Origin of the sequence: Streptomyces sp. NPDC059564 (assembly GCF_042735575.1) — a bacterium.
GTDB lineage: Bacteria > Actinomycetota > Actinomycetes > Streptomycetales > Streptomycetaceae > Streptomyces.
Window position 1 is genome coordinate 1 of the sequence record NZ_JBHWBP010000100.1, and the last position, 23377, is coordinate 23377.

Sequence of the window (23377 nt, forward strand, 5' to 3'; positions counted from 1 at the left end):
CCCGGGAACTGCGCCACAGCGCTTTGTCGTTGTAAGGGCCCAGCGTTGCAAGGGACCGGCGTCGTGCGGGACGACCGGTGCGGACCCACCCGTTCCACCCCGGTGTGAGGTGTGGCACGATGCTGGCTCCCCGTCACCCTTCGCACAGGAGACACCCCGCGTGCTGCACAGCCCCACGGAGCCGGACCTGGCACTGGCCCCCCTGGCACTGGACCCCCTGGCGCACCGCCTGGCCAGGCCCGTCCACTGGGTCGCCACGGCCTCGGCCATGGCCGCCGTCATAGCCGGCGCGGGCCTGCTCCAGCCCGACCGGGCCACCGGAGCCACCGAACTCACCGCCGGACCCGCCGCCGCGAGCGGCCCGCGGGCCACCGCCCCCGACGCGCACGCGGCCACGTACCCGCTCGACTGCAAGGGCGCCGCACACACCGTCACGGACACCGCCGAGGGCGACCTCGACGGCGACGGCCGCCCCGAGACGGTGGCGGCCGTGCGCTGCGACGCGGGATCCGGGACCCCGCCCCACGCGATCTACGTACTGACCCAGGACAAGGAGCCCGGCGCCGTTCCCCGCGTCGTGGCCACCCTGCTCGACACCGCCCGGCGACAGACCGCCACCGAGCTCACGGTGAGCGACGGAACCGTCACCGCACGCCTCCTCGGCTACTCCTCGCCCTCGGTCCCCCGCTACAGCCCCGACGTGAAACAGCTCGCCAAGTGGCGCTGGACCGGCGGGAAATTCCGCCAGGAGCTGACGGACTCGGCCGCCACACGTGTTTGAAGCGTCACTCGGCGTCCGGGCCGTATACCTCGACCCTGTCCGAAACGCGCCTTACGTGAATGCAGTCACCCGGACATTCCTTCGCCGAATCGACCACGTCCCGGAGCAGCGTCAGCGGAACCGGAGTGCTCGCCCCCGCGTCCTGCAGGAGCTCGTCCTCGGGGCTCTTCACATACGCCAGACCGTCGATGTCCAGCTCGAACACCTCCGGGGCGTACTGCACGCAGATGCCGTCCCCGGTGCAGAGGTCCTGGTCGATCCAGACCTCGAGCGGCTCTCCGGCCTCGCCGGCGCCACCCGTCGGGGCCTCCTGCTGCACGGTCATATCTCCTGCCGTTTCCTGCGCTGAGTGATCCGTCCCGGACACAACTCGCGGCAAGTCGCGCGAGCCCTGACGGGTGTTGAACAGTTCGACCTTACAACCGGCTGCTTTCCGATGTTGAAGGGTGGGTATTTCCTTGGCGTGAGGGAGTACGCAAGGGTGAAGATCGGACACACCTCTACCGTCTTTGTGATCTAGGGGTTTCAATCACCACCAGCCCAGGTAGGGTCAGGAAGCGTCCAGCTCCCCTTGGAGGAGGTGAGGACCGTGGCAGCCCACGACGACGACATCAACCGCGGCATCCGGCCCGGGCGAGGGTCTGAGGACCCCGCCGGCCAGGTTGCCTATCTCGAGCAGGAAATCGCCGTCCTGCGACGCAAGCTCGCCGACTCTCCGCGTCACACGAGGATTCTCGAAGAGCGGATCGTCGAGCTCCAGACGAATCTGGCAGGCGTCTCCGCGCAGAACGAACGACTGGCGAACACCCTCCGTGAGGCCCGCGACCAGATCGTGGCCCTCAAGGAAGAGGTCGACCGGCTCGCACAGCCGCCGGCCGGCTTCGGTGTCTTCCTTCAGGCGAACGAGGACGGCACCGTCGACATCTTCACCGGCGGCCGCAAGCTCCGCGTGAACGTGAGCCCCAGCGTCGACCCGGAAGACCTCCGGCGCGGCCAGGAGGTCATGCTCAACGAAGCGCTCAACGTGGTCGAGGCCATGGAGTTCGAGCGCGCCGGGGACATCGTCACCCTCAAGGAGATCCTCGAGGACGGCGAGCGGGCCCTGGTGGTCGGGCACACCGACGAGGAAAGGGTGGTGAGGCTCGCCGAGCCGCTCCTGGACATCACCATCCGCCCCGGCGACGCCCTGCTGCTCGAACCCCGCTCCGGCTACGTCTACGAGATCGTCCCCAAGAGCGAGGTCGAGGACCTCGTCCTCGAAGAGGTCCCCGACATCGACTACGACAAGATCGGCGGCCTGGGCGACCAGATCGAGCTGATCCGCGACGCGGTCGAGCTCCCGTACCTCTACCCCGACCTCTTCAAGGAACACGAACTGCGGCCCCCGAAGGGCATCCTGCTCTACGGCCCGCCCGGCTGCGGCAAGACGCTCATCGCCAAGGCCGTCGCCAACTCCCTTGCCAAGAAGGTCGCCGAGGTGACCGGCCAGCCCGCCGGGAAGTCCTACTTCCTGAACATCAAGGGCCCCGAACTCCTCAACAAGTACGTCGGCGAGACCGAGCGGCACATCCGCCTCGTCTTCCAGCGTGCCCGGGAGAAGGCGAGCGAGGGCACCCCCGTCATCGTCTTCTTCGACGAGATGGAATCCCTCTTCCGCACCCGCGGATCCGGAGTCAGCTCGGACGTGGAGAACACCATCGTCCCCCAGCTGCTCGCCGAGATCGACGGCGTGGAAGGCCTGGAGAACGTCATCGTCATCGGCGCCTCCAACCGCGAGGACATGATCGACCCGGCCATCCTGCGCCCCGGCCGTCTCGACGTGAAGATCAAGATCGAGCGCCCCGGCGCCGAGGCCGCGAAGGACATCTTCGCGAAGTACCTCAAGGCCTCGCTGCCCCTGCACACGGACGACCTGTCCGAACACCAGGGATCCACGGACGAGACCGTCCACAGCATGATCCAGACCGTCGTCGAGCAGATGTACGCCGAAACCGAGGAAAACCGCTTCCTCGAGGTCACGTACGCCAACGGCGACAAGGAAGTCCTGTACTTCAAGGACTTCAACTCGGGCGCGATGATCCAGAACATCGTGGACCGTGCGAAGAAGATGGCGATCAAGGCCTTCCTCGAGCACAACCAGAAGGGTCTGCGGGTCTCCCACCTCCTCCAGGCATGCGTGGACGAGTTCAAGGAGAACGAGGACCTGCCGAACACCACCAACCCGGACGACTGGGCCCGCATCTCCGGAAAGAAGGGCGAGCGGATCGTATTCATCCGCACGCTCGTCACCGGAAAGCAGGGCGCGGACACCGGACGCTCCATCGACACGGTGGCGAATACCGGTCAGTACCTGTAACGAAGCGGGGCGGCTGCGGATGCCCTCACCGGGCACCCGCAGCCGACTGCTTTACCGCCCGCCTTTTTCAGCCGGTGACGGACAAAGGCAATGACTGAAATGATCTCCCCACCAGCGCGGAGTGGTTCTAGGCTCTTCCGTACCGCCTCCTCCGCAGTGCGGGGACGGACACCGCACATGACCCACCGGAGAACAAGCGGTACTTGAGCGCCGCTCCCGAACGGGAGCGCCGCCGGGCAAGGAGGGCCGCATGACCGTACGGCGCGTAATGGGGATCGAAACGGAGTACGGGATCTCCGTTCCGGGGCACCCGAACGCCAATGCCATGCTCACCTCGTCCCAGATCGTCAACGCCTACGCGGCGGCGATGCACCGGGCGCGACGCGCCCGCTGGGACTTCGAGGAGGAGAATCCGCTGCGGGACGCCCGCGGCTTCGACCTCGCCCGCGAGGCCGCCGACAACAGCCAGCTCACCGACGAGGACATCGGCCTCGCCAACGTCATCCTCACCAACGGCGCGCGGCTCTACGTCGACCACGCGCACCCCGAGTACAGCTCGCCGGAGATCACCAATCCGCTCGACGCCGTGCTCTGGGACAAGGCCGGCGAACGGATCATGGCCGAAGCCGCCGAGCGGGCCGCCCAGCTGCCCGGGGCCCAGCCGATCCACCTCTACAAGAACAACACCGACAACAAGGGCGCCTCCTACGGCACGCACGAGAACTACCTGATGAAGCGGGAGACCCCCTTCTCGGAGATCGTGCGCCACCTGACCCCCTTCTTCGTCTCCCGCCAGGTCGTCACCGGCGCCGGCCGCGTCGGCATCGGGCAGGACGGGCGCGAGCACGGCTTCCAGATCAGCCAGCGCGCGGACTACTTCGAGGTCGAGGTGGGACTGGAGACCACCCTCAAGCGGCCGATCATCAACACCCGGGACGAGCCGCACTCGGACGCCGAGAAGTACCGCCGCCTGCACGTGATCATCGGCGACGCGAACCTCTCCGAGATCTCCACGTACCTCAAGCTCGGCACGACCGCGCTGGTCCTGTCCATGATCGAGGACGGGTTCATCAACGTCGACCTGGCCGTGGACCAGCCGGTGCGCACCCTGCACCAGGTCTCGCACGACCCGGACCTCCAGCACCTGATCACGCTGCGCAGCGGGCGCACGCTGACCGCCGTACAACTCCAGATGGAGTACTTCGAGCTGGCCAGGAAGTACGTGGACGAGCGTTTCGGGTCCGAGGCGGACGAGCAGACCAAGGATGTCCTCACTCGGTGGGAGGACGTGCTGGGCCGGCTCGAGACCGACCCGATGAGCCTGTCGGGGGAGCTCGACTGGATCGCGAAGCGGGAGATCCTGGAGGGCTACCGCAGGCGCGACGGACTGGGCTGGGACGCGGCGCGGCTGCACCTGGTGGACCTCCAGTACTCGGACGTACGGCCCGAGAAGGGGCTGTACAACCGGCTGGTCGCCCGCGGGAAGATGCAGCGGCTCCTGGAGGAGCCGGCGGTCGAGCGGGCGGAGAGCAAGCCGCCGGAGGACACCCGGGCGTACTTCCGCGGCCGCTGTCTGGAGCAGTACGCGGACGACGTGGCGGCGGCCTCCTGGGATTCAGTGATCTTCGACCTCCCGGGCCGCGACTCCCTGCAGCGCGTCCCGACCCTGGAACCCCTCCGGGGCACCCGCAACCACGTCAAGGAGCTCCTGGACCGGTGCCGCACGGCCGAGGACCTGGTGCGGGTGCTTTCGGGGCAGTGAGGGCGGCTGAAAGGCCTCCGGTACGGGAATCATGAGAATGCCCGCACGTTATGAAAGTGCGGGGACGAATGTCGGACCCTCCTTGTAGGGTCCGACGTACGGTCTGATCTTGAGAGGTCCCGAATCCCGGGGTCTCTCTGCGTGAGCGTGCGAACCGAGCGGGGTGAGGTAGACATGGCGACCAAGGACACCGGCGGCGGACAGCAGAAGGCGACGCGCTCGACCGAGGAGGTCGAGGAGGCGGCGGTCGAAGAATCGACCGACCTCAAGGAGCGCCAGGAAAAGCTCTCCGACGACGTCGACTCCGTACTTGACGAGATTGACGATGTACTCGAGGAAAATGCCGAGGATTTCGTTCGGAGTTTCGTACAAAAAGGCGGCGAATAGCCTTCGAATCCAAGGTGAACTCGCCAGCATGGGGCCATGTCCAATGGAACCAAGTGGTGTCGCGGCTGTAGCCGGGACGTGCCGCTGAGCGGATTCGCCTCGGATCGGAATCGTGGGGACGGCCTTCAGCCGAGGTGTCGGGAGTGCGTGGCGGAGTACGGAGCCCTGCACTACCGGCGCCGTCAGGCCGCAAGAGGCAAGGTCGTCAAGGAGAAAGTGGATGTGCCGCAGGGCCACAAACTCTGTCGACAGTGCGGTGAGGTCAAGCCGCACAGTGAGTGGCACAAGAACGCTTCGGCATCTGACGGCCTGTCCACTAGGTGCAAGGCGTGCCGGGCCATCCAAGGTCGGGCAGGCCACTTGAAGCGCTCATACGGCATCACCGAGGCCGAGCGTGACGCGATGATCGAGGCTCAAGGCGGGGTCTGCGTGATCTGCGGGGCTGCTCCGGCGGAGCATGTTGATCACGATCATCAGACGGGTAAGGTCCGAGGCGTACTGTGCTTCAGCTGCAACGCAGCCTTGGGGCAGTTCAAGGATCGGCCGGACGTCATACGGCGTGCAGCCGCTTACGTGGAAGGAAACCTGTGGAACCCAACACTCGTAGCACAGGGCGTCTACCGGCAGCCTTCCTGACGCCGGGGTCGTCGTCCTTCATGGACTTCCTGGGCGCGCACCAGCCGGAGATGCTGCCGGGCAACCGGAGGCTGCCCGAGGGTGTCGTCGAGGCGCCGCACGGGACGACCATCGTGGCCGCCACCTTCCCCGGCGGGGTCGTGCTCGCCGGTGACCGGCGGGCGACCATGGGGAACATGATCGCGCAGCGGGACATCGAGAAGGTGTTCCCGGCCGACGAGTACTCCGCGGTGGGCATCGCCGGTACGGCCGGTCTGGCCGTGGAGATGGTGAAGCTGTTCCAGCTGGAGCTGGAGCACTTCGAGAAGGTGGAGGGGGCGACCCTGAGCCTTGAAGGCAAGGCCAACCGGCTCTCGACCATGATCCGGAGCAATCTGGGCATGGCCATGCAGGGGCTGGCGGTCGTGCCGCTGTTCGCGGGGTACGACGAGGCCAAGGAGAAGGGCCGGATCTTCTCGTACGACGTGACCGGCGGCCGCTCCGAGGAGCACGGCTACGCCGCCACCGGTTCCGGTTCGATCTTCGCCCGGGGCTCCATGAAGAAGTTGTACCGCCCGGACCTGACGGAGGAGCAGGCCACCACGCTGGTCGTGCAGGCGCTGTACGACGCCGCCGACGACGACTCGGCGACCGGTGGGCCGGACCTCTACCGCCACATCTACCCGATCGTCACCGTCATCACGGACGAGGGGTTCCGCAGGCTGACCGACGACCAGTCGCAGGAACTGGCCCGTACGGTCACCAACCGTCGGCTGGAGCAGCCCGACGGCCCGCGCGCCGCCCTGCTCTGACCATCCGTCGCCCCGTAGGAGCCCAGAAGAAAGGGACGGACAGCCGGTGTCGACTCCGTTCTATGTGTCACCCCAGCAGGCCATGGCCGACCGGGCGGAATACGCCCGGAAGGGCATCGCCCGCGGTCGCAGCCTTGTCGTGCTGCAGTACGCCGACGGCATCGTGTTCGTCGGTGAGAACCCGTCCCGCGCGCTGCACAAGTTCAGCGAGATCTACGACCGGATCGGCTTCGCGGCCGCCGGCAAGTACAACGAGTACGAGAACCTGCGGATCGGCGGTGTGCGGTACGCGGATCTGCGTGGATACACCTACGACCGTGATGATGTGACGGCCCGTGGGCTGGCGAATGTGTACGCGCAGACGCTCGGCACGATCTTTTCGAGTGCCGGTGAGAAGCCGTACGAGGTGGAGCTGGTCGTCGCCGAGGTGGGTGCGACCGCCGCCGGTGACCAGATCTACCGGCTGCCGCACGACGGGTCGATCGTGGACGAGCACGGTTCGGTCGCGGTCGGCGGGAACGCCGAGCAGATCAGTACCTTCCTGGACCAGCGGCACCAGGACGGGATGACCCTGTCCGAGGCGCTGAAGCTGGCGGTGCAGGCGCTGTCCAGTCAGGCCAACGGTGCCGACAAGACGATTCCGGCGGAGCGGCTGGAGGTGGCGGTGCTGGACCGGACGCGGGCGCAGCAGCGCAAGTTCAAGCGGATCCGGGGCCGGCAGCTGTCGCGGCTGCTGGAGGCGGACGTTCCGGCGGCGGCGCAGGCGGATGCCGTGTCGAACGACGAGGCGCCGGAGGACGACGCCGAGTAGGGCGTGCGGAGTGTGGGGCCCCGGTCTGCCGTTCGCGGCGGGCCGGGGCCCTGGTGCGTTCAGGGGGTGGGGGCGGGGCCGGTGGAGTCGCGGACGACGAGTTCGACGGGGATGTCGGCGGGGGTCCAGGGGGTGCCTTCGAGGACGGCCAGGAGGGCGGTCATGCCCTGTTCGCCGACGCGTTCGGCGGGGAGGCGGACGGTGGTGAGTTCGGGTTCGACGGCGGTGGCGAGGGCCAGGTCGTCGAAGCCGGTGACGGAGAGGTCCTCGGGGACGCGCAGGCCGAGGCGGCGGGCGGCCTTGCAGGCGCCGGCGGCGAGGATGTCGTCGTCGCAGACGATGGCGGTGGGGCGGTCGTGGGGGGTGGCCAGGGCCGTCTCCATGGCCGTGCGGGCGGCGTCGACGCTGAGGGCGGCCCGTACGGTGCGCAGCTCGGCGTGGGGGCCCAGGCGGGCGGTGAGGGCTTCGGCGCGGACGTCGAAGGTCCAGGTGTCGACGGCCGAGGCGAGGTGGAGGAAGCGGCGGTGGCCGAGGCCGAGGAGGTGGGTGACGACTTGGCGGACGCCGTCGGCCATGGCGAGGTTGACGTGGGCGGCGGCGGCGCCGGAGGTGGGGTCGCTGTCGAGCATGACGAGGGGGAGGTCGTCGCCGCCGATGTCGGTGAGGGCGTCGGCTGCCATGGAGGAGGCGATGACTCCGTCGAGGGCGGCGCGGGCGGAGGCGAAGGGGTCGCGGGCGGGTCCGGTGCCGTCGGGGGAGGGGTAGAGGACGACGCCGAAGCCGTGTTCGGCGGCGACGCGGGCGGCTCCGGTGTAGACGCGGGCGAAGAATTCGTTGGTGAGGGCGGGGACGACGAGGAGGGCGGTGCGGGTGCTGCCGAGGCGGAGGTTGCGGGCGGCGAGGTTGGGGCGGTAGCCGAGTTCGGTGGCGGCTTCGCGGACGGTGGCGGCGGTGCGTTCGGAGACGCGGCCGCGCCATTTGTCGCCGAGGACGAGGGAGACGGTGGCCTGGGAGACTCCGGCGGCCGTCGCGACGTCACGGCTGGTGGGTCTCGTCACAGGGGGCTCCTGAAGTGCGAGGTGGGGCGGGGTGTGCGGGGGTCGCGGGGTGGACCCGGGGTCTGCGGCCATGGTACGTATGACGGGTCAAGTTATACGTATTACTCCGGCAGGGTCCGGGCAGAAGGGGGCGGACATGGCCGCGGGATACGCGGAGCTGCTCAAAACCCGGCACGCCGCGAGGCTGCTGGTGGGCACGCTCATAGGCCGGCTGCCGAACGGCGTCGCGTCGATCGCGGTCGTGATGTTCGTCCGGGCCGAGGGTGGCAGCTACAGCCTGGCGGGGGCGCTCGCGGCCGCGTACGGGGTGGCCAACGCCGTCGGCCAGCCGCTGCTGGGCCGGGCGGTAGACCTGTACGGGCAGCCCCGGGTGCAGCTGCCGGCCTCGGTGCTGTCGGCGCTGGGCATGGTCTGGCTGGCCTTCGCCGGGATCGGGTCGGCCCCCGTCGCCTACGCGGCGATGGTGGTGGCGGGGCTGTTCACGCCGCCGCTGGAGGGTGGTCTGCGGGCCTTGTGGCCGAGCGTGCTCGGTGGCAAGGAGGAGCGGGTGCACGCCGCGTACGCGATGGACGCGGTGGCGCAGGAGGTGATGTTCACCGCCGGGCCGCTGCTGGTGACGGTGTTCGTCGCGCTGTGGTCCCCGGCCGTGGCGCTGGTCGCCCTGAACGTCATCGGGGTGCTGGGCGCGCTGTCGGTGGTGGTGTCCGAGCCCTCGCGTACGTGGCGTTCCGCGCCGCGTGAGGCGCACTGGCTGGGGGCGCTGCGTTCGCGCGGGCTGCTGGCGCTGCTGGGTTCGTTCTTCTTCGTGGGCATGGCGCTGGGTTCCATCACGGTGGCGGCGGTCGCGTACTCCGACGATCACGGTGGTACGGCGGTGTACGGCTGGATGATGGCGGCGCTGGGGCTGGGTGCGCTGGTCGGCGGTGTGACGTACGGGGCGCGGCAGTGGGCGGGTGCGCCGGAGCGGCGGCTGCGGCTGCTGGTGGCGCTGCTGGCCGTGTGTTACCTGCCGCTGATGCTGTCGGTGGGGCCGGTGGGGATGACGGCGTTGTCGGCGCTGGCGGGCGTGTTCCTGGCGCCGTCGCTCGCGTGTGCGTTCATCGTGGTGGACCGGCACGCTCCGGCGGGCACGGTGACGGAGGCCTTCTCGTGGCTGGTGACCTTCTTCGGGGTGGGTGCCGCCATCGGTACGGCGGCGGCCGGTCCGGCCGTGGAGACGGGTGGTACGCCGTCCGGTTTCGCGGTGGCGTCGGGTGCCGGTGCTGCGGCGCTGCTGGTCCTGATGGTCACTCAGCGGGCCCTGGCCAGTGCGGGTCGCAGGCGGTCCGTGGCGGGCTCCGAGGGGGCCGTCGTGGAGCCGTTCGTCAAAAACTGATCGGAACGCCGCTCTCGAACCCGGTTTCAGAAGAGGGCAGAAGGCGTAATGTTCAGTCATGGACCGCCGCATTTTCGGGCTGGAGAACGAGTACGGCGTCACGTGCACGTTCAGGGGACAGCGCCGACTGTCTCCTGACGAAGTGGCGCGCTACCTCTTCCGCCGTGTTGTGTCATGGGGCCGCAGCAGCAATGTCTTCCTGCGGAACGGCGCCCGCCTGTACCTCGACGTGGGATCGCATCCGGAATATGCAACTCCCGAATGCGACAACCTGATCGAACTGGTCACCCACGACAAGGCAGGCGAGCGCATTCTCGAGGGCCTGCTCGTCGACGCAGAACGACGCCTGCACGAGGAGGGAATCGCGGGCGACGTCTACCTCTTCAAGAACAACACCGACTCGGCGGGCAATTCGTACGGCTGTCACGAGAACTACCTCGTGGCGCGGCACGGAGAATTCTCCCGCCTGGCGGACATCCTGATTCCCTTCCTCGTCACGCGCCAGCTGATCTGCGGCGCGGGCAAGGTGCTCCAGACCCCCCGGGGCGCGGTCTACTGCGTCAGCCAGCGGGCGGAGCACATCTGGGAGGGCGTCAGTTCCGCGACCACCCGTTCCCGGCCGATCATCAACACCCGCGACGAGCCCCACGCCGACGCCGAGCGCTACCGGCGCCTCCACGTGATCGTCGGGGACTCCAACATGTCCGAGACGACCATGCTGCTCAAGGTCGGCGCCACCGACCTGGTGCTGCGCATGATCGAGGCGGGCACGGTGATGCGGGACCTGACGCTGGAGAACCCGATCCGGGCGATCCGCGAGGTCAGCCACGACATCACCGGTCAGCGCAAGGTGCGCCTCGCCAGCGGTCGCGAGGCCTCCGCCCTGGAGATCCAGCGCGAGTACTACGAGAAGGCCCTGGACTTCGCCGAGCGCCGGGGCATCCGCACCGGGATCGTCGAGCAGGTCCTGGAGCTGTGGGGCCGGACCCTCGACGCGGTCGAGGCGGAGGACCTGGACCGGATCGGTACCGAGATCGACTGGGTCATGAAGTACCAGCTGATCGAGCGCTACCGGGCCAAGCACAACATGACGATGTCCAACCCGCGGGTCGCCCAGATAGACCTCGCGTACCACGACATCCACCGTCGGCGCGGGCTGTACTACCTGCTGGAACGCAAGGGGCAGGCGGCGCGGGTCTGCAACGACCTGAAGATCTTCGAGGGCAAGTCGGTGCCCCCGCAGACGACCCGGGCCAGGCTGCGCGGCGACTTCATCCGCCGGGCGCAGGAGCAGCGCAGGGACTTCACCGTCGACTGGGTGCACCTGAAGCTCAACGACCAGGCGCAGCGGACCGTGCTGTGCAAGGACCCGTTCCGGTCGGTGGACGACCGGGTGGAGAAGCTCATCGCCGGTATGTGAGGCCGGGTGGCAGGAGGCCCCGTGCGCGTGCGCGCACGGGGTCTTCGCACGCCACCGCCTTGTCGCGGAGGGGTCAGCCCGTAGAGTGGGCCGCTAGGACGGACCATTCCAGCGACCCTGAGGACCATTGTGCGACGCCGACTTGCTGCCGCGCTCATCGTGCCGGCTCTGATGCTCACCGCGGCCTGCGGAGGGGGCGACGACTCCGGGAAGAAGGACTCCGCCTCTCCGTCTGCCGACGCCTCGAAGCCCGCGGACGTTCCGAAGCCGGTGGATGCCGCGAACCCGATGCCCACGGTCGCGGGTGAGGCGGGGAAGAAGGCGGAGATCACCGTCCCCAAGGGCGAGCCGAGCGGCAAGTTCGTGGTGCACACGGTCACGGAGGGCACCGGCCCGGAGATCAAGAAGGACGACCTCGTCCTGACCAAGTACACGGGCAAGGTCTGGAAGAGCGGCAAGGACCTCCAGGGGTCCTACGACAAGGACGGCCAGCCGCTGGTCGTGCCGGCGGGTTCGCAGCAGATCCTGCCGCTGTTCAGTGACTCGGTGCTGGGCAAGAAGGTCGGCAGCCGCGTGCTGGTCGTGGCTCCGCCGGCGGCGGCGTTCGGTGCGCAGGGGCAGCCGCAGCTGGGGGTCGGTCCGGCCGACAACCTGGTGTTCGTGCTGGACCTGGACTCGGTGATGCCGAAGAAGGTCGAGGGGACGCAGGCGCCGATCCCGTCGGAGCTGCCGCAGGTGAAGGCGGACAAGGACGAGGCCGCGACGATCACGGTCCCGAAGAACGACCCTCCGAAGGAGCTGGTCGACAAGGTCCTGATCGAGGGCAAGGGTCCGGAGGTCAAGTCCGGCCAGACCGTGTACATGCAGTACAGCGGTGCGGCGTGGGCGCCGAACCAGGGCAAGGACGCGGCGAAGCTGTTCGACACGTCCTGGAAGACCGGGGCTCCGTTCTCGACCGTGATCGGTCAGGGCCAGGTCATCGAGGGCTGGGACAAGGGCCTGGTGGGCAAGAAGGTCGGCAGCCGCGTGCTGCTGGTGATCCCGCCGGAGCAGGCGTACAAGGATCAGGCCAAGGGTGAGGACCTGCCGGCCAACTCGACGCTGGTCTTCGTCGTGGACATCGTCGGAGCAGTGTAAAACTGTTCCGGTTGACCGGTTCGTACGTATGAGGAGCAGTTCCGTGAGCCAGAAGCTCGAGAAGCCCGAGATCGACTTCCCCGAGGGCCCGGTTCCGACCGACCTCGTCATCGAGGACATCTGGAAGGGCGACGGCGCCGAGGCCAAGGCCGGTGCCATGGTCTCCGTCCACTACGTGGGCGTGGCCTTCTCCACCGGCGAGGAGTTCGACGCTTCGTGGAACCGCGGCTCCGCGCTGCAGTTCCCGCTCGGCGCCGGCCGCGTCATCGCGGGCTGGGACCTGGGCATCGCGGGCATGAAGGTCGGCGGCCGTCGCAAGCTGACGATCCCGGCCCACCTCGCCTACGGTGACCGTGGCGCGGGCGGTGCGATCGCCCCGGGCGAGACGCTGATCTTCGTCTGTGACCTGATGGCCGCCTGATTCACCGGCAGCCACCGCGAGGGCCCCCGCCGTGAGGCGGGGGCCCTCGCTTTTGCCGGGGACCGCCGGGGCGGTACGGTCAACGGTCACGAGTGTGTGTCGAGGAGCGGGGGAACGGCGTCGATGGCGATTGCCAAGGCCGAGCGGTTGATGAATCTGGCGCTGTGTCTGCTGGGGACCCGACGTCCCCTCAGCAAGCGCGAGCTGCGCGGTTCCATCGAGGCGTACCTGGAAGCCGGGAACGACGAATCCTTCAACCGGATGTTCGAGCGCGACAAGGACGACCTGCGCGAACTCGGCCTGGTGATCGAGACGGTGGAGAACCTGGAGGGGGACACCGGCTACCTGGCCCGGCGGGACAGCAACCGGCTGCCGCCCGTTTCCCTGGACGCCGAGGAGGCCGCGGCCCTGGGGCTGGCGGCGAAGGTGTGGCAGCAGGCGCGGCTGGCCGGTGCGGCCAGTGGCGCCCTGCAGAAGCTGCGGGCCGGCGGGATGCCGGAGGCCGGTGATCCGTACGAGGGCCAGCACAGTGCGATCGAGCCGCGCATCCCGGTCCACGAGGCGGCGTTCGAGCCGTTGATGCTGGCCTGCCGGGACCGGCGGCCGGTGGTCTTCGACTACCGCAAGTCCAATGCCGCCCGGCCCGAGCCCCGTCAGGTCGAGCCGTGGGCGCTGGAATGCTGGCGCGGCCACTGGTACCTGGCCGGGTACGACCGCGACCGCGGGGCGGAGCGCGTGTTCCGGCTCTCCCGGATCACCGGCAAGGTCCGCTCGCGGGCCGCGAAGTACACCGCCGAGGTGCCCGACGTGGTGACCGTACGGGAGACCGTCGCCAGCTGGGCCGGAGAGGGCGCCGAGCGCTCCGCGCTGATCCGGCTGCGGGCCGGCGCCGGGTACCCGCTGCGGGCCAAGGCCACCGCGGTGCGCGAGGGCGCCGACGGGTGGGACGAGCTGGAGATCCCGTACGGGCACGGGCTCGACGCCTGGCTCGTGGAGTTCGGCCCGGACGTCGTCGTGGTGGAGCCCGCCGATCTGCGGGCCGACGTGGTGGACCGGCTGCGCGCCGTCGCCCGGGGCTGAGACCCGCACCATCCGTAGCAACGCCCTGAGGGGGAGACGTACCAGCATGGCTGCCAACGCCATCGACCAGACCCGCCGGATGCTGTCCCTGGTGACCTACCTGCGCGAGCGCCCGGGCGCGCACGTCGCCGACGTCGCCCGCGCCTTCGGGATCACCGAGGACGAGCTGATCTCGGACCTCGACGTGCTCCCCATGTGCGGGACCAGCTTCCGCGGCGGGGACCTGCTCGACATCGACACCGACGGGGAGCGCATCTGGTGGCGCAATCCCGACGCCTCGGGGGAGTCCACCGCCGAGCCGCTGCGCCTGGCGGCCGACGAGGCCACCGCCCTGCTGGTCGCCGCCCGCGCGGTGGCGACCCTGCCGGGGCTGCGGGAGAGCGACCGGGACGCGCTGCTGCGGGCCACCGCCAAGCTGGAGGCGTCCGCGGGCGAGGCCGCCGGGGCCAGCTCCCGGCTGTCGGTGACCTTCGAGTCCGAGGGCGGGGTCTTCGCGGACGTCGACCGGGCCATCGCGGAGCGGCGGCGGGTGTGGCTGCGCTACTACTCGCCCGCCCGCGACGAGCTGACCGAGCGCACCGTCGACCCGATCCGGCTGTTCGCGGTCGGCCACACGTACATGGAGGGGTGGTGCCACCTCTCGGAGGCGCGGCGCACCTTCCGGCTCGACCGGGTGGCCGAGATCCGGCTGCTCGACGAGCGGTCCGAGCCGCCCGCGATCGAGCCCCGCGACCTGTCCGAGGGGCTGGTGCAGCCGGCCGCCGAGGACCCGGAGGTGGTGGTCGAGGTCGGGCCCGGCGGACGCTGGGTCGCCGAGTACTACCCGCACGACAGCGCCGACGAGCGGCCCGACGGGGGCTTGCGGATCACGCTGCGCAGCCCCGACCCGGCGTCGCTGCGCCGCCTGGCGCTGCGCCTGGGCCGGGACGGGCGGATCGTGTCGCCTCCGGAGCTGGCGGACAGTGCCCGGAAGGCGGCCGCAGAAGCACTCGCGGGATACGGGGAACAGGTCTAGGGGGGCGGGAGCGATGTCGCCATCATCCGGACCGGCATCCGGGCGGGTGCCGGTCACCTTCAAGGCGGCCTGCCCCGAGTGCCGGGCCCGTTTCGAGCTCACGGCCGACGCGCTGCGCCTGGCGATCGGCGGCAGCAAGCGGACCACCTTCTACTCCTTCACCTGTCCCGCGTGCGCGGCCCAGGTCCGCAAACCGGCCGGTGAGCGGATCGTGGAGCTGCTGACCGGCGGGGGAGTGAGCACCCTGCGCAGCGTGTGAAGCGGGGGCGCTAGGCTCGTCCCATGCTGTGGCCGATGCTCGCTATTGCCCTGGGGTTCCTCGGGGTCGCCGTCCTCGCCGTCCTGGCCCTGCGGGTCTTCCTGGAGGTGCGGCGGCTGTCCGGGCAGGTGGCCCTGGCCAGCCGCCGGATCACCGAGGCGTCCGGGGACCTGGAGAAGGCCGCGGCCGACCTGGCCCGGGCGGGGCACGGGATGCGCCCGTAGGCCTGCCGGGGCTGTGTCCTTCGTCCCGCGCGCACCGTGCTTATGGAAACTGTGGAGCCGGACACGTACCGTCGGTGCGGTAAGCAAGCATGCGGACCCCAGGGGATTGCCGGGCGTTAACCCTCGGGGGTTACGATCCTTGTCAGAGCGGTACCGGATCTTCGTCCGGGGCCGCCTGGCCACCACAACCAGCCGTTTCGGTGAGAAGGAAGACACACATGATCGGCAATCTGAAGCCCCTTGAGATCCTTCTGATCATCGCTGTCATCGTGCTGCTGTTCGGCGCCAAGAAGCTCCCCGAGATGGCCCGCTCCCTGGGCAAGTCCGCGCGGATCCTCAAGAGCGAGGCCAAGGCCATGAAGAAGGACGGCGAGGCCGAGGACGCCGCCGCGGCCGCCGCGCCGGCCGACCAGGCCCCCGCCCAGCCCGTCGCCCCGCGTACCATCCAGGCCGCTCCGGGTGACGTCACCAGCGCCCGCCCGGTCAGCGAGCCGAACCGCACCACCCAGGCCTGACATCCGGCGGCTCGCCCGCCGCACGAGTCATCTGCAACGAGACAAGGGACGTGGGTTGCTCAAGTCTGCCCGCAAGCAGGGGAAAGAAGACCGGGCCAAGGACGCCGAAGGGCGCATGCCCCTGGTCGAGCACCTGCGTGAGCTGAGAAACCGCCTGCTGAAGTCGGTGCTGGCGATCGTCGTGGTCACCATCGTCGCGGCCTACTTCTTCCGGCCGATCATCGACTTCCTGCTGGATCCGATGCTCTCCTCCGTCGGCTGCACCAACGGGGCGACGCACCAGCGCAACGGTGCCCCCTGCGCCGAGATGACGACGAACGGCCTGACGGCGCCCTTCTCCATCGCGCTGAAGGTCGGACTGTCGGCGGGCATCGTGCTCTCCGCCCCGGTCTGGCTGTACCAGCTGTGGGCGTTCGCCGCCCCCGGCCTGCACAGGAACGAGAAGAAGTACGCGCTGAGCTTCGTCGCGGTCGGCGCGCCCCTGTTCCTCGCCGGCGCGGTGCTCGCGTACAAGATCCTGCCGCAGACGGCGGAGATCCTCCTCGGCTTCACGCCCGACCACGTCAAGAACCTGCTGCCGGTCGACGACTACCTCGACCTCGTGACGCGCATGGTCGTGGTGTTCGGTCTGGCGTTCGAGCTGCCGCTGATGCTGGTGCTGCTGAACTTCACCGGTGTCCTGACCGCCAAGCGGCTGGCGAGCTGGTGGCGCGCCATGGTCCTGGGCATCACGATCTTCGCGGCCTTCGCGACCCCCACCGGCGATCCGCTGACCATGCTGACGCTGGCCTCCCCGATCGTGGCGCTGTACTTCATCGCCCTCGGGGTCTGCCAGCTCAACGACCGGCGCCGCAGGCGCGGCAACCCCGACGCAGGCCTCGACGACGACGAGGCCTCGGACCTGGACCTGACGCCCGCGCCGATCGGTGCGATGGAGCAGGTCCCGGCCCCCTCGACGCTGCCCGAGCAGGCGGACGGCGGCCGTCGGCAGATCAACGGTTACGACGACGCGACCTGATGGGGGGCACCTCCCGGCTACGGCCGGGAGGTGCCGTCGGGTCCCGCGGCCGCTCGTTTAAATGATCGCGACTGTTGTCAGGGGTGGCGGGTAGGCTCCAGAACAAGATGACCGAAGAACTCTCACCCGCCGAGCGGTACGCCGCTGCCCGGATCCGCGCCGCCGAAGAGGCCTCCGCCCTGGCCCCCTTCCGCGAGATGTACGAATTCGACCTGGACCCGTACCAGGTCGAGGCCTGCAAGGCACTGGAGGCCGGCAAGGGCGTCCTGGTGGCCGCCCCGACCGGCTCGGGCAAGACCATCGTGGGCGAGTTCGCCGTGCACCTGGCCCTCCAGCAGGGCCGGAAGTGCTTCTACACGACGCCCATCAAGGCCCTGTCGAACCAGAAGTACGCCGACCTCGTCAAGCGCTACGGCGCCGACAAGGTGGGCCTGCTCACCGGCGACAACAGCGTCAATTCCGAGGCGCCGGTGGTCGTGATGACCACCGAGGTGCTCCGCAACATGCTGTACGCGGGCTCCCGCTCGCTCCTGGGCCTGGGCTACGTGGTGATGGACGAGGTCCACTACCTCTCCGACCGGTTCCGCGGAGCCGTCTGGGAGGAAGTGATCATCCACCTCCCCGAGTCGGTGACGCTGGTCTCGCTGTCCGCCACCGTGTCCAACGCCGAGGAGTTCGGCGACTGGCTCGACACCGTGCGCGGCGACACCGAGGTGATCGTCTCCGAGGAGCGGCCCGTCCCGCTGTGGCAGCACGTCATGGCCGGCCGCCGGGTCTACGACCTCTTCGAGGAGGAGTCCGACCACGGCGGCCGCGGCTCCGCGCGCCGCGAGGTCAACCCCGACCTGCTGCGCATGGCCCGCGAGGAGAACAGCCGGACGTACAGCCCCAAGGACCGGCGGCGCGGCAAGATGGTCCGCGAGGCGGACCGTGAGCGCGAGCGGCGCTCGCGCAACCGGATCTGGACGCCGGGCCGCCCCGAGGTCATCGCGCGGCTGGACAGCGACAACCTGCTCCCCGCGATCAACTTCATCTTCAGCCGGGCCGGCTGCGAGGCCGCCGTCCAGCAGTGCCTGTACGCGGGCCTGCGGCTCAACGACGACACCGCCCGGCTGAAGGTCCGCGAGATCGTCGAGGAGCGGACCGCCACCATCCCGGCCGAGGACCTGCACGTCCTGGGCTACTACGAGTGGCTCGAAGGCCTGGAGCGGGGCATCGCCGCGCACCACGCGGGCATGCTGCCCACCTTCAAGGAGGTCGTGGAGGAGCTCTTCGTACGCGGCCTCGTCAAGGCCGTCTTCGCCACCGAGACCCTCGCGCTCGGCATCAACATGCCGGCGCGCACGGTCATCCTGGAGAAGCTGGTCAAGTGGAACGGCGAGCAGCACGCCGACATCACCCCCGGCGAGTACACGCAGCTCACCGGCCGGGCCGGGCGGCGCGGCATCGACGTCGAGGGCCACGCGGTGGTGCTCTGGCAGCGCGGCATGGACCCCGTCGCGCTCGCCGGGCTCGCGGGTACCCGTACGTATCCGCTGCGCTCCAGCTTCAAGCCCTCGTACAACATGGCCGTGAACCTGGTCAGCCAGTTCGGGCGGCACCGCTCGCGGGAGCTGCTGGAGACCTCCTTCGCGCAGTTCCAGGCCGACCGCTCGGTCGTCGGGATCTCCCGGCAGGTGCAGCGCAACGAGGAGGGCCTGGAGGGCTACCGGGAGGGCATGACCTGCCACCTCGGGGACTTCGAGGAGTACGCGCGGCTGCGCCGTGACCTCAAGGACCGCGAGACCGACCTGGCCAAGCAGGGCGCGGCGCAGCGCCGGGCGCAGGCGGCCGGTTCGCTGGAGAAGCTCAAGGCGGGCGACGTCATCCACGTGCCGACCGGCAAGTTCGCCGGGCTCGCGCTGGTCCTGGACCCGGGCGTGCCGGCCGGGCGGGTCAACGGGCACCGCGGGCAGGAGTACGCCGAGGGCCCGCGCCCGCTGGTGCTCACCGCCGAGCGGCAGGTCAAGCGGCTCGCCGCGATCGACTTCCCGGTGCCGGTCGAGGCCATCGACCGGATGCGGATCCCCAAGACCTTCAACCCCCGCTCGCCGCAGTCCCGCAGGGACCTGGCGTCCGCGCTGCGCACCAAGGCCGGGCACATCCAGCCCGAACGGCACCGGCCCGGCCGGGCCGCGGCCGCCGACGACCGCGAGATCGCCCGGCTGCGCGCTGAGCTGCGGGCGCACCCCTGCCACGGCTGCGACGAGCGCGAGGACCACGCGCGCTGGGCGGAGCGCTACCACCGGCTCAAGCGGGACACGCAGCAGCTGGAGCGGCGCATCGAGGGCCGGACGAACACCATCGCCCGCACCTTCGACCGGATCCACGCGCTGCTCACCGAGCTGGACTACCTGCGCGAGGACGAGGTCACCGTGCACGGCAAGCGGCTCGCCCGGCTCTACGGGGAGCTCGACCTGCTGGCGTCGGAGTGCCTGCGCGAGGGCGTCTGGGAGGGGCTCAGCCCTGCCGAACTCGCCGCCTGCGTCTCGGCGTTGGTCTTCGAGGCCCGTCAGTCCGACGACGCGACGCCGCCGAAGGTGCCGAACGGCGCGGCCAAGACGGCGCTCGGTGAGATGGTGCGGATCTGGGGCCGGCTCGACGCGCTGGAGGAGGAGCACCGCATCAACCAGGCGGAGGGCGTGGGCCAGCGGGAGCCGGACCTCGGCTTCGCGTGGGCGGCGTACCAGTGGGCTTCCGACAAGAGCCTGGACGAGGTGCTGCGCGAGGCGGAGATGCCGGCCGGTGACTTCGTGCGCTGGTGCAAGCAGGTCATCGACGTGCTCGGGCAGATCGCGGCGGCCGCTCCGGCCTCCTCGGCACCGCCCTCCTCGGCGGGCGGGAGCACGGTGGCGCGAAATGCCCGCAAGGCCGTGGACGCCCTGCTTCGGGGTGTAGTGGCCTACAGCTCGGTCGGCTAGGCCCTTTTGGGTCTTCCTCTAAGTCTCGGGATGGCCGGATCTCATCTCTTGCCATGATCGTTTCTTCGTGTGCTGTGCGACGATCGGCGCATGAGCGGTGGAACGGACGAAGGACCGAGACGGGTCGGTCGGCCACGCGCCGACCGGCTGAGACCACAGAGCGGCCGGCCGCCGCGCGAGGAGATCCTCTGCGCGGCGGCCGAGCTCTTCACGGTACGGGGGTACGCGGCCACCACCACACGGGCGGTGGCCGAACGGGCCGGACTGCGCCAGGCCACGATGTACCACTACTTCGGCGGCAAGGAAGAACTCCTCGCCGAACTCCTGGAGTCCACGGTCGGGCCCTCCCTGGCCCTGTCCCGCAGACTGCTCGCCGACACCGGCCGGCCCGCCGCCCGCCGGCTGTGGGAGCTGTGCCGCGCGGACGTACTGCTGCTGTGCGGGGGCCCGTACGACCTGGGCGCCCTCTACCTGCTGCCCGAACTGCGGGGCCCGCGCTTCCTGCCGTTCCGGCGGATGCGCGAGGAACTGCGCGACGCCTACCGGGCGTTGCTGCGCGCCACCCCCGTGGGCGCCGAACTCGCCGGGGACAGGGCCGGGCTGACGCTCCGCAACGACCTGGTCTTCGGCCTGATCGAGGGCGTCATGCTGATCCACCGCTCGGATCCGGGCCGGCCGGTGGCCGCGTTCGCCGAGGCCGCCGCGGACGCCGCGCTGCGGATCGCGGGGATCACCGGGAGCCCGGCTCCGGGAGTGCCGGGCCCTGCTCCCAGCCTTCCGGGTCGTCCCACGCCCGCAGGGTGAGGCCCGTCTCCAGACGGTGGACCAGCCCGGTGACCGGGTCGGTGAAGGACAGGGTCCGGGCCAGCAGCTGGAGCGGACGGCGGTAGTCCGCCGGATCGGCCGCGTCGGCCACCACCGGGTAGACCGGATCGCCGAGGATGGGCAGCCCCAGACCGTTCATGTGCACCCGCAGCTGGTGGGTGCGGCCCGTGTGCGGGGTCAGCCGGTAGCGGCCCAGCGCGCCCCGGGTCGCGGTGAGCTCGACCAGGCTCTCGGCGTTGGGCTCCGCGTCCGGGTCCTCGACCGCCGCCATCACCCCGCGCACCTTGTCGATGTGGCTGCGGACCACGCGGGGGAGCCCGACCGCCGGGTCGTGGGGCGCGATGGCCTCGTACTCCTTGCGGACCCGGCGCTCCTGGAAGAGCAGCTGGTACGCGCCGCGGTCCTCGGGGCGGACGCTGAACATCACCAGTCCGGCCGTCATCCGGTCCAGCCGGTGCGCCGGGCTGAGCGCGGGCAGGTCCAGCTCCTCGCGCAGCCGGGCCAGGGCGGTCTGTGTGACGTGGCTGCCGCGCGGGGTGGTCGCCAGGAAGTGCGGCTTGTCCACCACCAGCAGGTGCCGGTCGCGGTACACGACGCCGATCGGGAAGGGCACGCGCGGCTCGGGCGGCATGTCCCGGTGGAACCAGAGCCAGCCGCCCGGCTCGTACGGGTCCCGCGGGCCCAGCACCCGGCCGCCCGGGCCGAGCACCCGGCCGGTGGAGAGCAGCCGCGCCATGGACTCGGCGCCGCGCGTGCCGGCGTAGCGCTCGGTCAGGTAGTCGCCGAGGAGCCGCCAGCGGCCGTCCGGGTCGGGGGGCAGGCGCATGCGGACCGGGTCGATTCCGGCGATCTGGGGGAGCGGCGCGGGCGGGATGTGGGATCTGCGGGTCATCGGGACCAGGGTAGGGGGCTATTTCAGGGTGAAGGTGCCGAGGTGGTTCTCGTCCAGGTACTCGACGCGGACCGTGCCGTCGGAGAAGGTCACCCCGGTGCGGCCGACGGCGTTCTCGCCGGTGGTCACGAAGCTGAAGGTGTCGCCGTCGTAGTGGGTGAGCGGGAAGCGGAGGGGTTTCGGGCCGAGGGAGAGGACCAGGCCCTTGCCGTCGGGGGCGGCCGTGACGGTGAGGGGGCCGTAGTACGGGTTCGCGTAGGTGCCGGTGTACGCGCTGTCGTCGCGGGCGGGCTTCGCGGAGGCGGGCGGGTGCGCGTAGTCGGTGCGGGAGCGGTCGGCGTCGTCGTGCTTCGCGTAGAGGGCGGCGGTCAGGGCCAGCCAGTCGGTGGTGGGCCCGCCGTGTTCGGCGGTGTCGAAGAAGTCCAGGGCCACGGCGTCGGCGAGGCCGGCGGGGGCGCCGTTGGTCAGGACGACGATGCCGAGCCGCTCCAGGGGGAGCATGGTGACGTTGGAGTTGGCGCCGAGGTCGAAGGCGCCGGAGTGGCTGAGGCGGAGCCGGCCGGCGGCGTCGTAGCCGACGTTCCAGCCGAGACCGTAGAACTGCGGGGTGCCCTGGGGGGTCTCGGCCTGGGCGACGATCTCGGGGAGGCGGGTGCGGGTGAGGGTGTCGGCGGGGATGATCCGCTTCCCGTCGAGGGTGCCGTCGGCGAGCTGGAGGCGCAGCCAGCGGGACATGTCGCGGGCCGTGGAGCTGACCCCGCCGGCCGGGGCCTGGGCGTCGGCGTCGCGCACGAAGCGGGGGCTCCAGGTGCCGTCGGGGTTCTTGACGTGGCCGTACGCGCGGTCCGCGGCGTGGGCGTAGGCGGCGAACTCGGTGCTGGTGCGGGTCATCCCGGCGGGCTTGAAGAGGGTGTCCTCGTTCAGCTTCTGCCAGCTGACGCCGTGGGCGCGGGCGGTGGCCTCGGCGGCGGCGGTGAGGCCGAAGTTGGTGTACGCGTAGCTCGCGCGGAACGGGGTGAGGGGTTCGAGGCGGAGGTGGCCGAGGATGTACGGCTGGTCGTAGCCGAGGTCTTCGAGGAGGTCCCCGGCGTGGTCGGGGAGGCCGCTGCGGTGCGAGAACAGGTCGGCGGTGGAGACGTGTCCGGTGACCCAGGGGTCCTTGAGGGCGAACCCGGGGAGGGTGGCGCCGAGGGGTTGGTCCCAGGCGTCGGGGTCGGTGAGGGTGCCGGCGACGACGGTGGAGGAGACCGGCTTCGAGAGGGAGGCCAGCTGGAAGACGGTGTCGGGGTCGACGGTGGCGGCTTCGCCGGTGCGGCGCAGTCCGAAGCCCTTGAGGTAGACCACCTTGTCGTGGTGGACCACGGCGACGGAGAGGCCGGGGACGCCGGTGCGGTGCATGCCGTCGGCGATGGTGGCGTCGAGGCGGGCTACGGCCTTGGTGACGGCGGCGTCGGTGAGGAGGGGTTTCGGGGGTGGCGGTGGGGTGGCCGCGCTCGCGGGGGCCGTGGTCGTCGCCGTTGCCGTTGCCGCCGTGGCGAGGAGGAACGCGGCTCCGGTGAGTGCCGTGGCGCGGAGCGTACGCATGGGCACATTGTCCCGCCGGGCGGGTGGCCTCGCCTGTTCGGGTGCGGCGCCGTTGCCGGGGGCGCTGCCC

General features: G+C 70.2%; 23 protein-coding genes. 19 read left to right on the plus strand and 4 right to left on the minus strand.

Translation table 11 applies throughout. From position 1 onward, the window contains the following. Nucleotides 1-160: 160 nt before the first annotated feature. Nucleotides 161-781, plus strand: a complete 621-nt coding sequence (locus ACFV0Q_RS18840) for a hypothetical protein (RefSeq protein WP_385006675.1) — start codon at nucleotides 161-163, stop codon at nucleotides 779-781. A 4-nt stretch (nucleotides 782-785) separates the two neighbouring features. Here ACFV0Q_RS18840 and ACFV0Q_RS18845 read toward each other — a convergent pair whose 3' ends face one another. Continuing rightward, the gene (locus tag ACFV0Q_RS18845) at nucleotides 786-1106 is read right to left on the minus strand and encodes a ferredoxin (RefSeq protein WP_385006677.1); all 321 of its coding nucleotides are present in this window, start codon (nucleotides 1104-1106) and stop codon (nucleotides 786-788) included. A 264-nt stretch (nucleotides 1107-1370) separates the two neighbouring features. Here ACFV0Q_RS18845 and arc point away from each other — a divergent pair, with 264 nt between their 5' ends. From arc to prcA, 6 genes are all read left to right on the plus strand, one after another. Beyond that, complete coding sequence (gene arc, locus ACFV0Q_RS18850; protein ID WP_385006679.1) at nucleotides 1371-3137, plus strand: proteasome ATPase; 1767 nt, start codon at nucleotides 1371-1373, stop codon at nucleotides 3135-3137. Nucleotides 3138-3387: 250 nt separating this feature from the next. Further along, nucleotides 3388-4899, plus strand: a complete 1512-nt coding sequence (gene dop / locus ACFV0Q_RS18855; RefSeq protein ID WP_385006681.1) for a depupylase/deamidase Dop — start codon at nucleotides 3388-3390, stop codon at nucleotides 4897-4899. A 174-nt stretch (nucleotides 4900-5073) separates the two neighbouring features. Continuing rightward, nucleotides 5074-5286: a ubiquitin-like protein Pup gene (locus ACFV0Q_RS18860; protein WP_030233608.1), complete on the plus strand. Its 213-nt coding sequence runs from the start codon at nucleotides 5074-5076 to the stop codon at nucleotides 5284-5286. Nucleotides 5287-5322: 36 nt separating this feature from the next. Continuing rightward, nucleotides 5323-5922 carry an endonuclease VII domain-containing protein gene (locus ACFV0Q_RS18865; protein WP_385006683.1) on the plus strand — a complete coding sequence of 200 codons (600 nt, stop codon included), beginning with the start codon at nucleotides 5323-5325 and terminating at the stop codon, nucleotides 5920-5922. Then, entirely contained in the window at nucleotides 5874-6713 is an 840-nt protein-coding gene (gene prcB / locus ACFV0Q_RS18870) for a proteasome subunit beta (protein ID WP_385006685.1), read from the plus strand. Before ACFV0Q_RS18865 ends, prcB begins: the two co-directional genes overlap by 49 nt. 46 nt (nucleotides 6714-6759) lie before the next feature. Beyond that, nucleotides 6760-7524, plus strand: a complete 765-nt coding sequence (gene prcA, locus ACFV0Q_RS18875) for a proteasome subunit alpha (RefSeq protein WP_030722831.1) — start codon at nucleotides 6760-6762, stop codon at nucleotides 7522-7524. Nucleotides 7525-7583: 59 nt separating this feature from the next. Here prcA and ACFV0Q_RS18880 read toward each other — a convergent pair whose 3' ends face one another. Beyond that, the gene (locus ACFV0Q_RS18880; protein ID WP_385006687.1) at nucleotides 7584-8582 is read right to left on the minus strand and encodes a LacI family DNA-binding transcriptional regulator; all 999 of its coding nucleotides are present in this window, start codon (nucleotides 8580-8582) and stop codon (nucleotides 7584-7586) included. A gap of 136 nt (nucleotides 8583-8718) precedes the next feature. On the opposite strand from ACFV0Q_RS18880, the gene ACFV0Q_RS18885 reads away from it, so the two are divergent. From ACFV0Q_RS18885 to ACFV0Q_RS18940, 12 genes are all read left to right on the plus strand, one after another. Then, nucleotides 8719-9957: an MFS transporter gene (locus tag ACFV0Q_RS18885; protein ID WP_385006689.1), complete on the plus strand. Its 1239-nt coding sequence runs from the start codon at nucleotides 8719-8721 to the stop codon at nucleotides 9955-9957. A gap of 58 nt (nucleotides 9958-10015) precedes the next feature. After that, complete coding sequence (gene pafA / locus ACFV0Q_RS18890; protein ID WP_266578121.1) at nucleotides 10016-11377, plus strand: Pup--protein ligase; 1362 nt, start codon at nucleotides 10016-10018, stop codon at nucleotides 11375-11377. Nucleotides 11378-11506: 129 nt separating this feature from the next. Then, a complete protein-coding gene (locus ACFV0Q_RS18895) occupies nucleotides 11507-12514 on the plus strand; it encodes an FKBP-type peptidyl-prolyl cis-trans isomerase (protein ID WP_385006691.1) in 1008 nt (335 codons plus the stop codon). Between the two features lie 28 nt (nucleotides 12515-12542). Further along, nucleotides 12543-12935, plus strand: a complete 393-nt coding sequence (locus tag ACFV0Q_RS18900; protein WP_385006693.1) for an FKBP-type peptidyl-prolyl cis-trans isomerase — start codon at nucleotides 12543-12545, stop codon at nucleotides 12933-12935. Between the two features lie 123 nt (nucleotides 12936-13058). Beyond that, entirely contained in the window at nucleotides 13059-14015 is a 957-nt protein-coding gene (locus tag ACFV0Q_RS18905) for a helix-turn-helix transcriptional regulator (RefSeq protein WP_385006695.1), read from the plus strand. Nucleotides 14016-14061: 46 nt separating this feature from the next. Next, the gene (locus ACFV0Q_RS18910; RefSeq protein ID WP_385006697.1) at nucleotides 14062-15030 is read left to right on the plus strand and encodes a helix-turn-helix transcriptional regulator; all 969 of its coding nucleotides are present in this window, start codon (nucleotides 14062-14064) and stop codon (nucleotides 15028-15030) included. A gap of 13 nt (nucleotides 15031-15043) precedes the next feature. Further along, complete coding sequence (locus tag ACFV0Q_RS18915) at nucleotides 15044-15289, plus strand: hypothetical protein (RefSeq protein WP_385006698.1); 246 nt, start codon at nucleotides 15044-15046, stop codon at nucleotides 15287-15289. 23 nt (nucleotides 15290-15312) lie between these two features. Continuing rightward, nucleotides 15313-15513: a hypothetical protein gene (locus ACFV0Q_RS18920; RefSeq protein WP_385006700.1), complete on the plus strand. Its 201-nt coding sequence runs from the start codon at nucleotides 15313-15315 to the stop codon at nucleotides 15511-15513. A gap of 218 nt (nucleotides 15514-15731) precedes the next feature. Next, complete coding sequence (gene tatA, locus ACFV0Q_RS18925; RefSeq protein ID WP_385006702.1) at nucleotides 15732-16028, plus strand: Sec-independent protein translocase subunit TatA; 297 nt, start codon at nucleotides 15732-15734, stop codon at nucleotides 16026-16028. 55 nt (nucleotides 16029-16083) lie between these two features. Continuing rightward, a complete protein-coding gene (tatC, locus tag ACFV0Q_RS18930; RefSeq protein ID WP_385006704.1) occupies nucleotides 16084-17046 on the plus strand; it encodes a twin-arginine translocase subunit TatC in 963 nt (320 codons plus the stop codon). Between the two features lie 107 nt (nucleotides 17047-17153). After that, nucleotides 17154-20006 carry a DEAD/DEAH box helicase gene (locus ACFV0Q_RS18935; protein WP_385006706.1) on the plus strand — a complete coding sequence of 951 codons (2853 nt, stop codon included), beginning with the start codon at nucleotides 17154-17156 and terminating at the stop codon, nucleotides 20004-20006. 90 nt (nucleotides 20007-20096) lie between these two features. Further along, nucleotides 20097-20810 carry a helix-turn-helix domain-containing protein gene (locus tag ACFV0Q_RS18940; protein WP_385006708.1) on the plus strand — a complete coding sequence of 238 codons (714 nt, stop codon included), beginning with the start codon at nucleotides 20097-20099 and terminating at the stop codon, nucleotides 20808-20810. Here ACFV0Q_RS18940 and ACFV0Q_RS18945 read toward each other — a convergent pair. Together ACFV0Q_RS18945 and ACFV0Q_RS18950 are read right to left on the minus strand one after the other, a co-directional pair. Beyond that, nucleotides 20737-21723: a pseudouridine synthase gene (locus ACFV0Q_RS18945; protein ID WP_385006710.1), complete on the minus strand. Its 987-nt coding sequence runs from the start codon at nucleotides 21721-21723 to the stop codon at nucleotides 20737-20739. The genes ACFV0Q_RS18940 and ACFV0Q_RS18945 overlap by 74 nt on opposite strands. An 18-nt stretch (nucleotides 21724-21741) precedes the next feature. Beyond that, entirely contained in the window at nucleotides 21742-23307 is a 1566-nt protein-coding gene (locus ACFV0Q_RS18950) for a serine hydrolase (RefSeq protein ID WP_385006713.1), read from the minus strand. Between the last annotated feature and the right edge of the window lie 70 nt (nucleotides 23308-23377).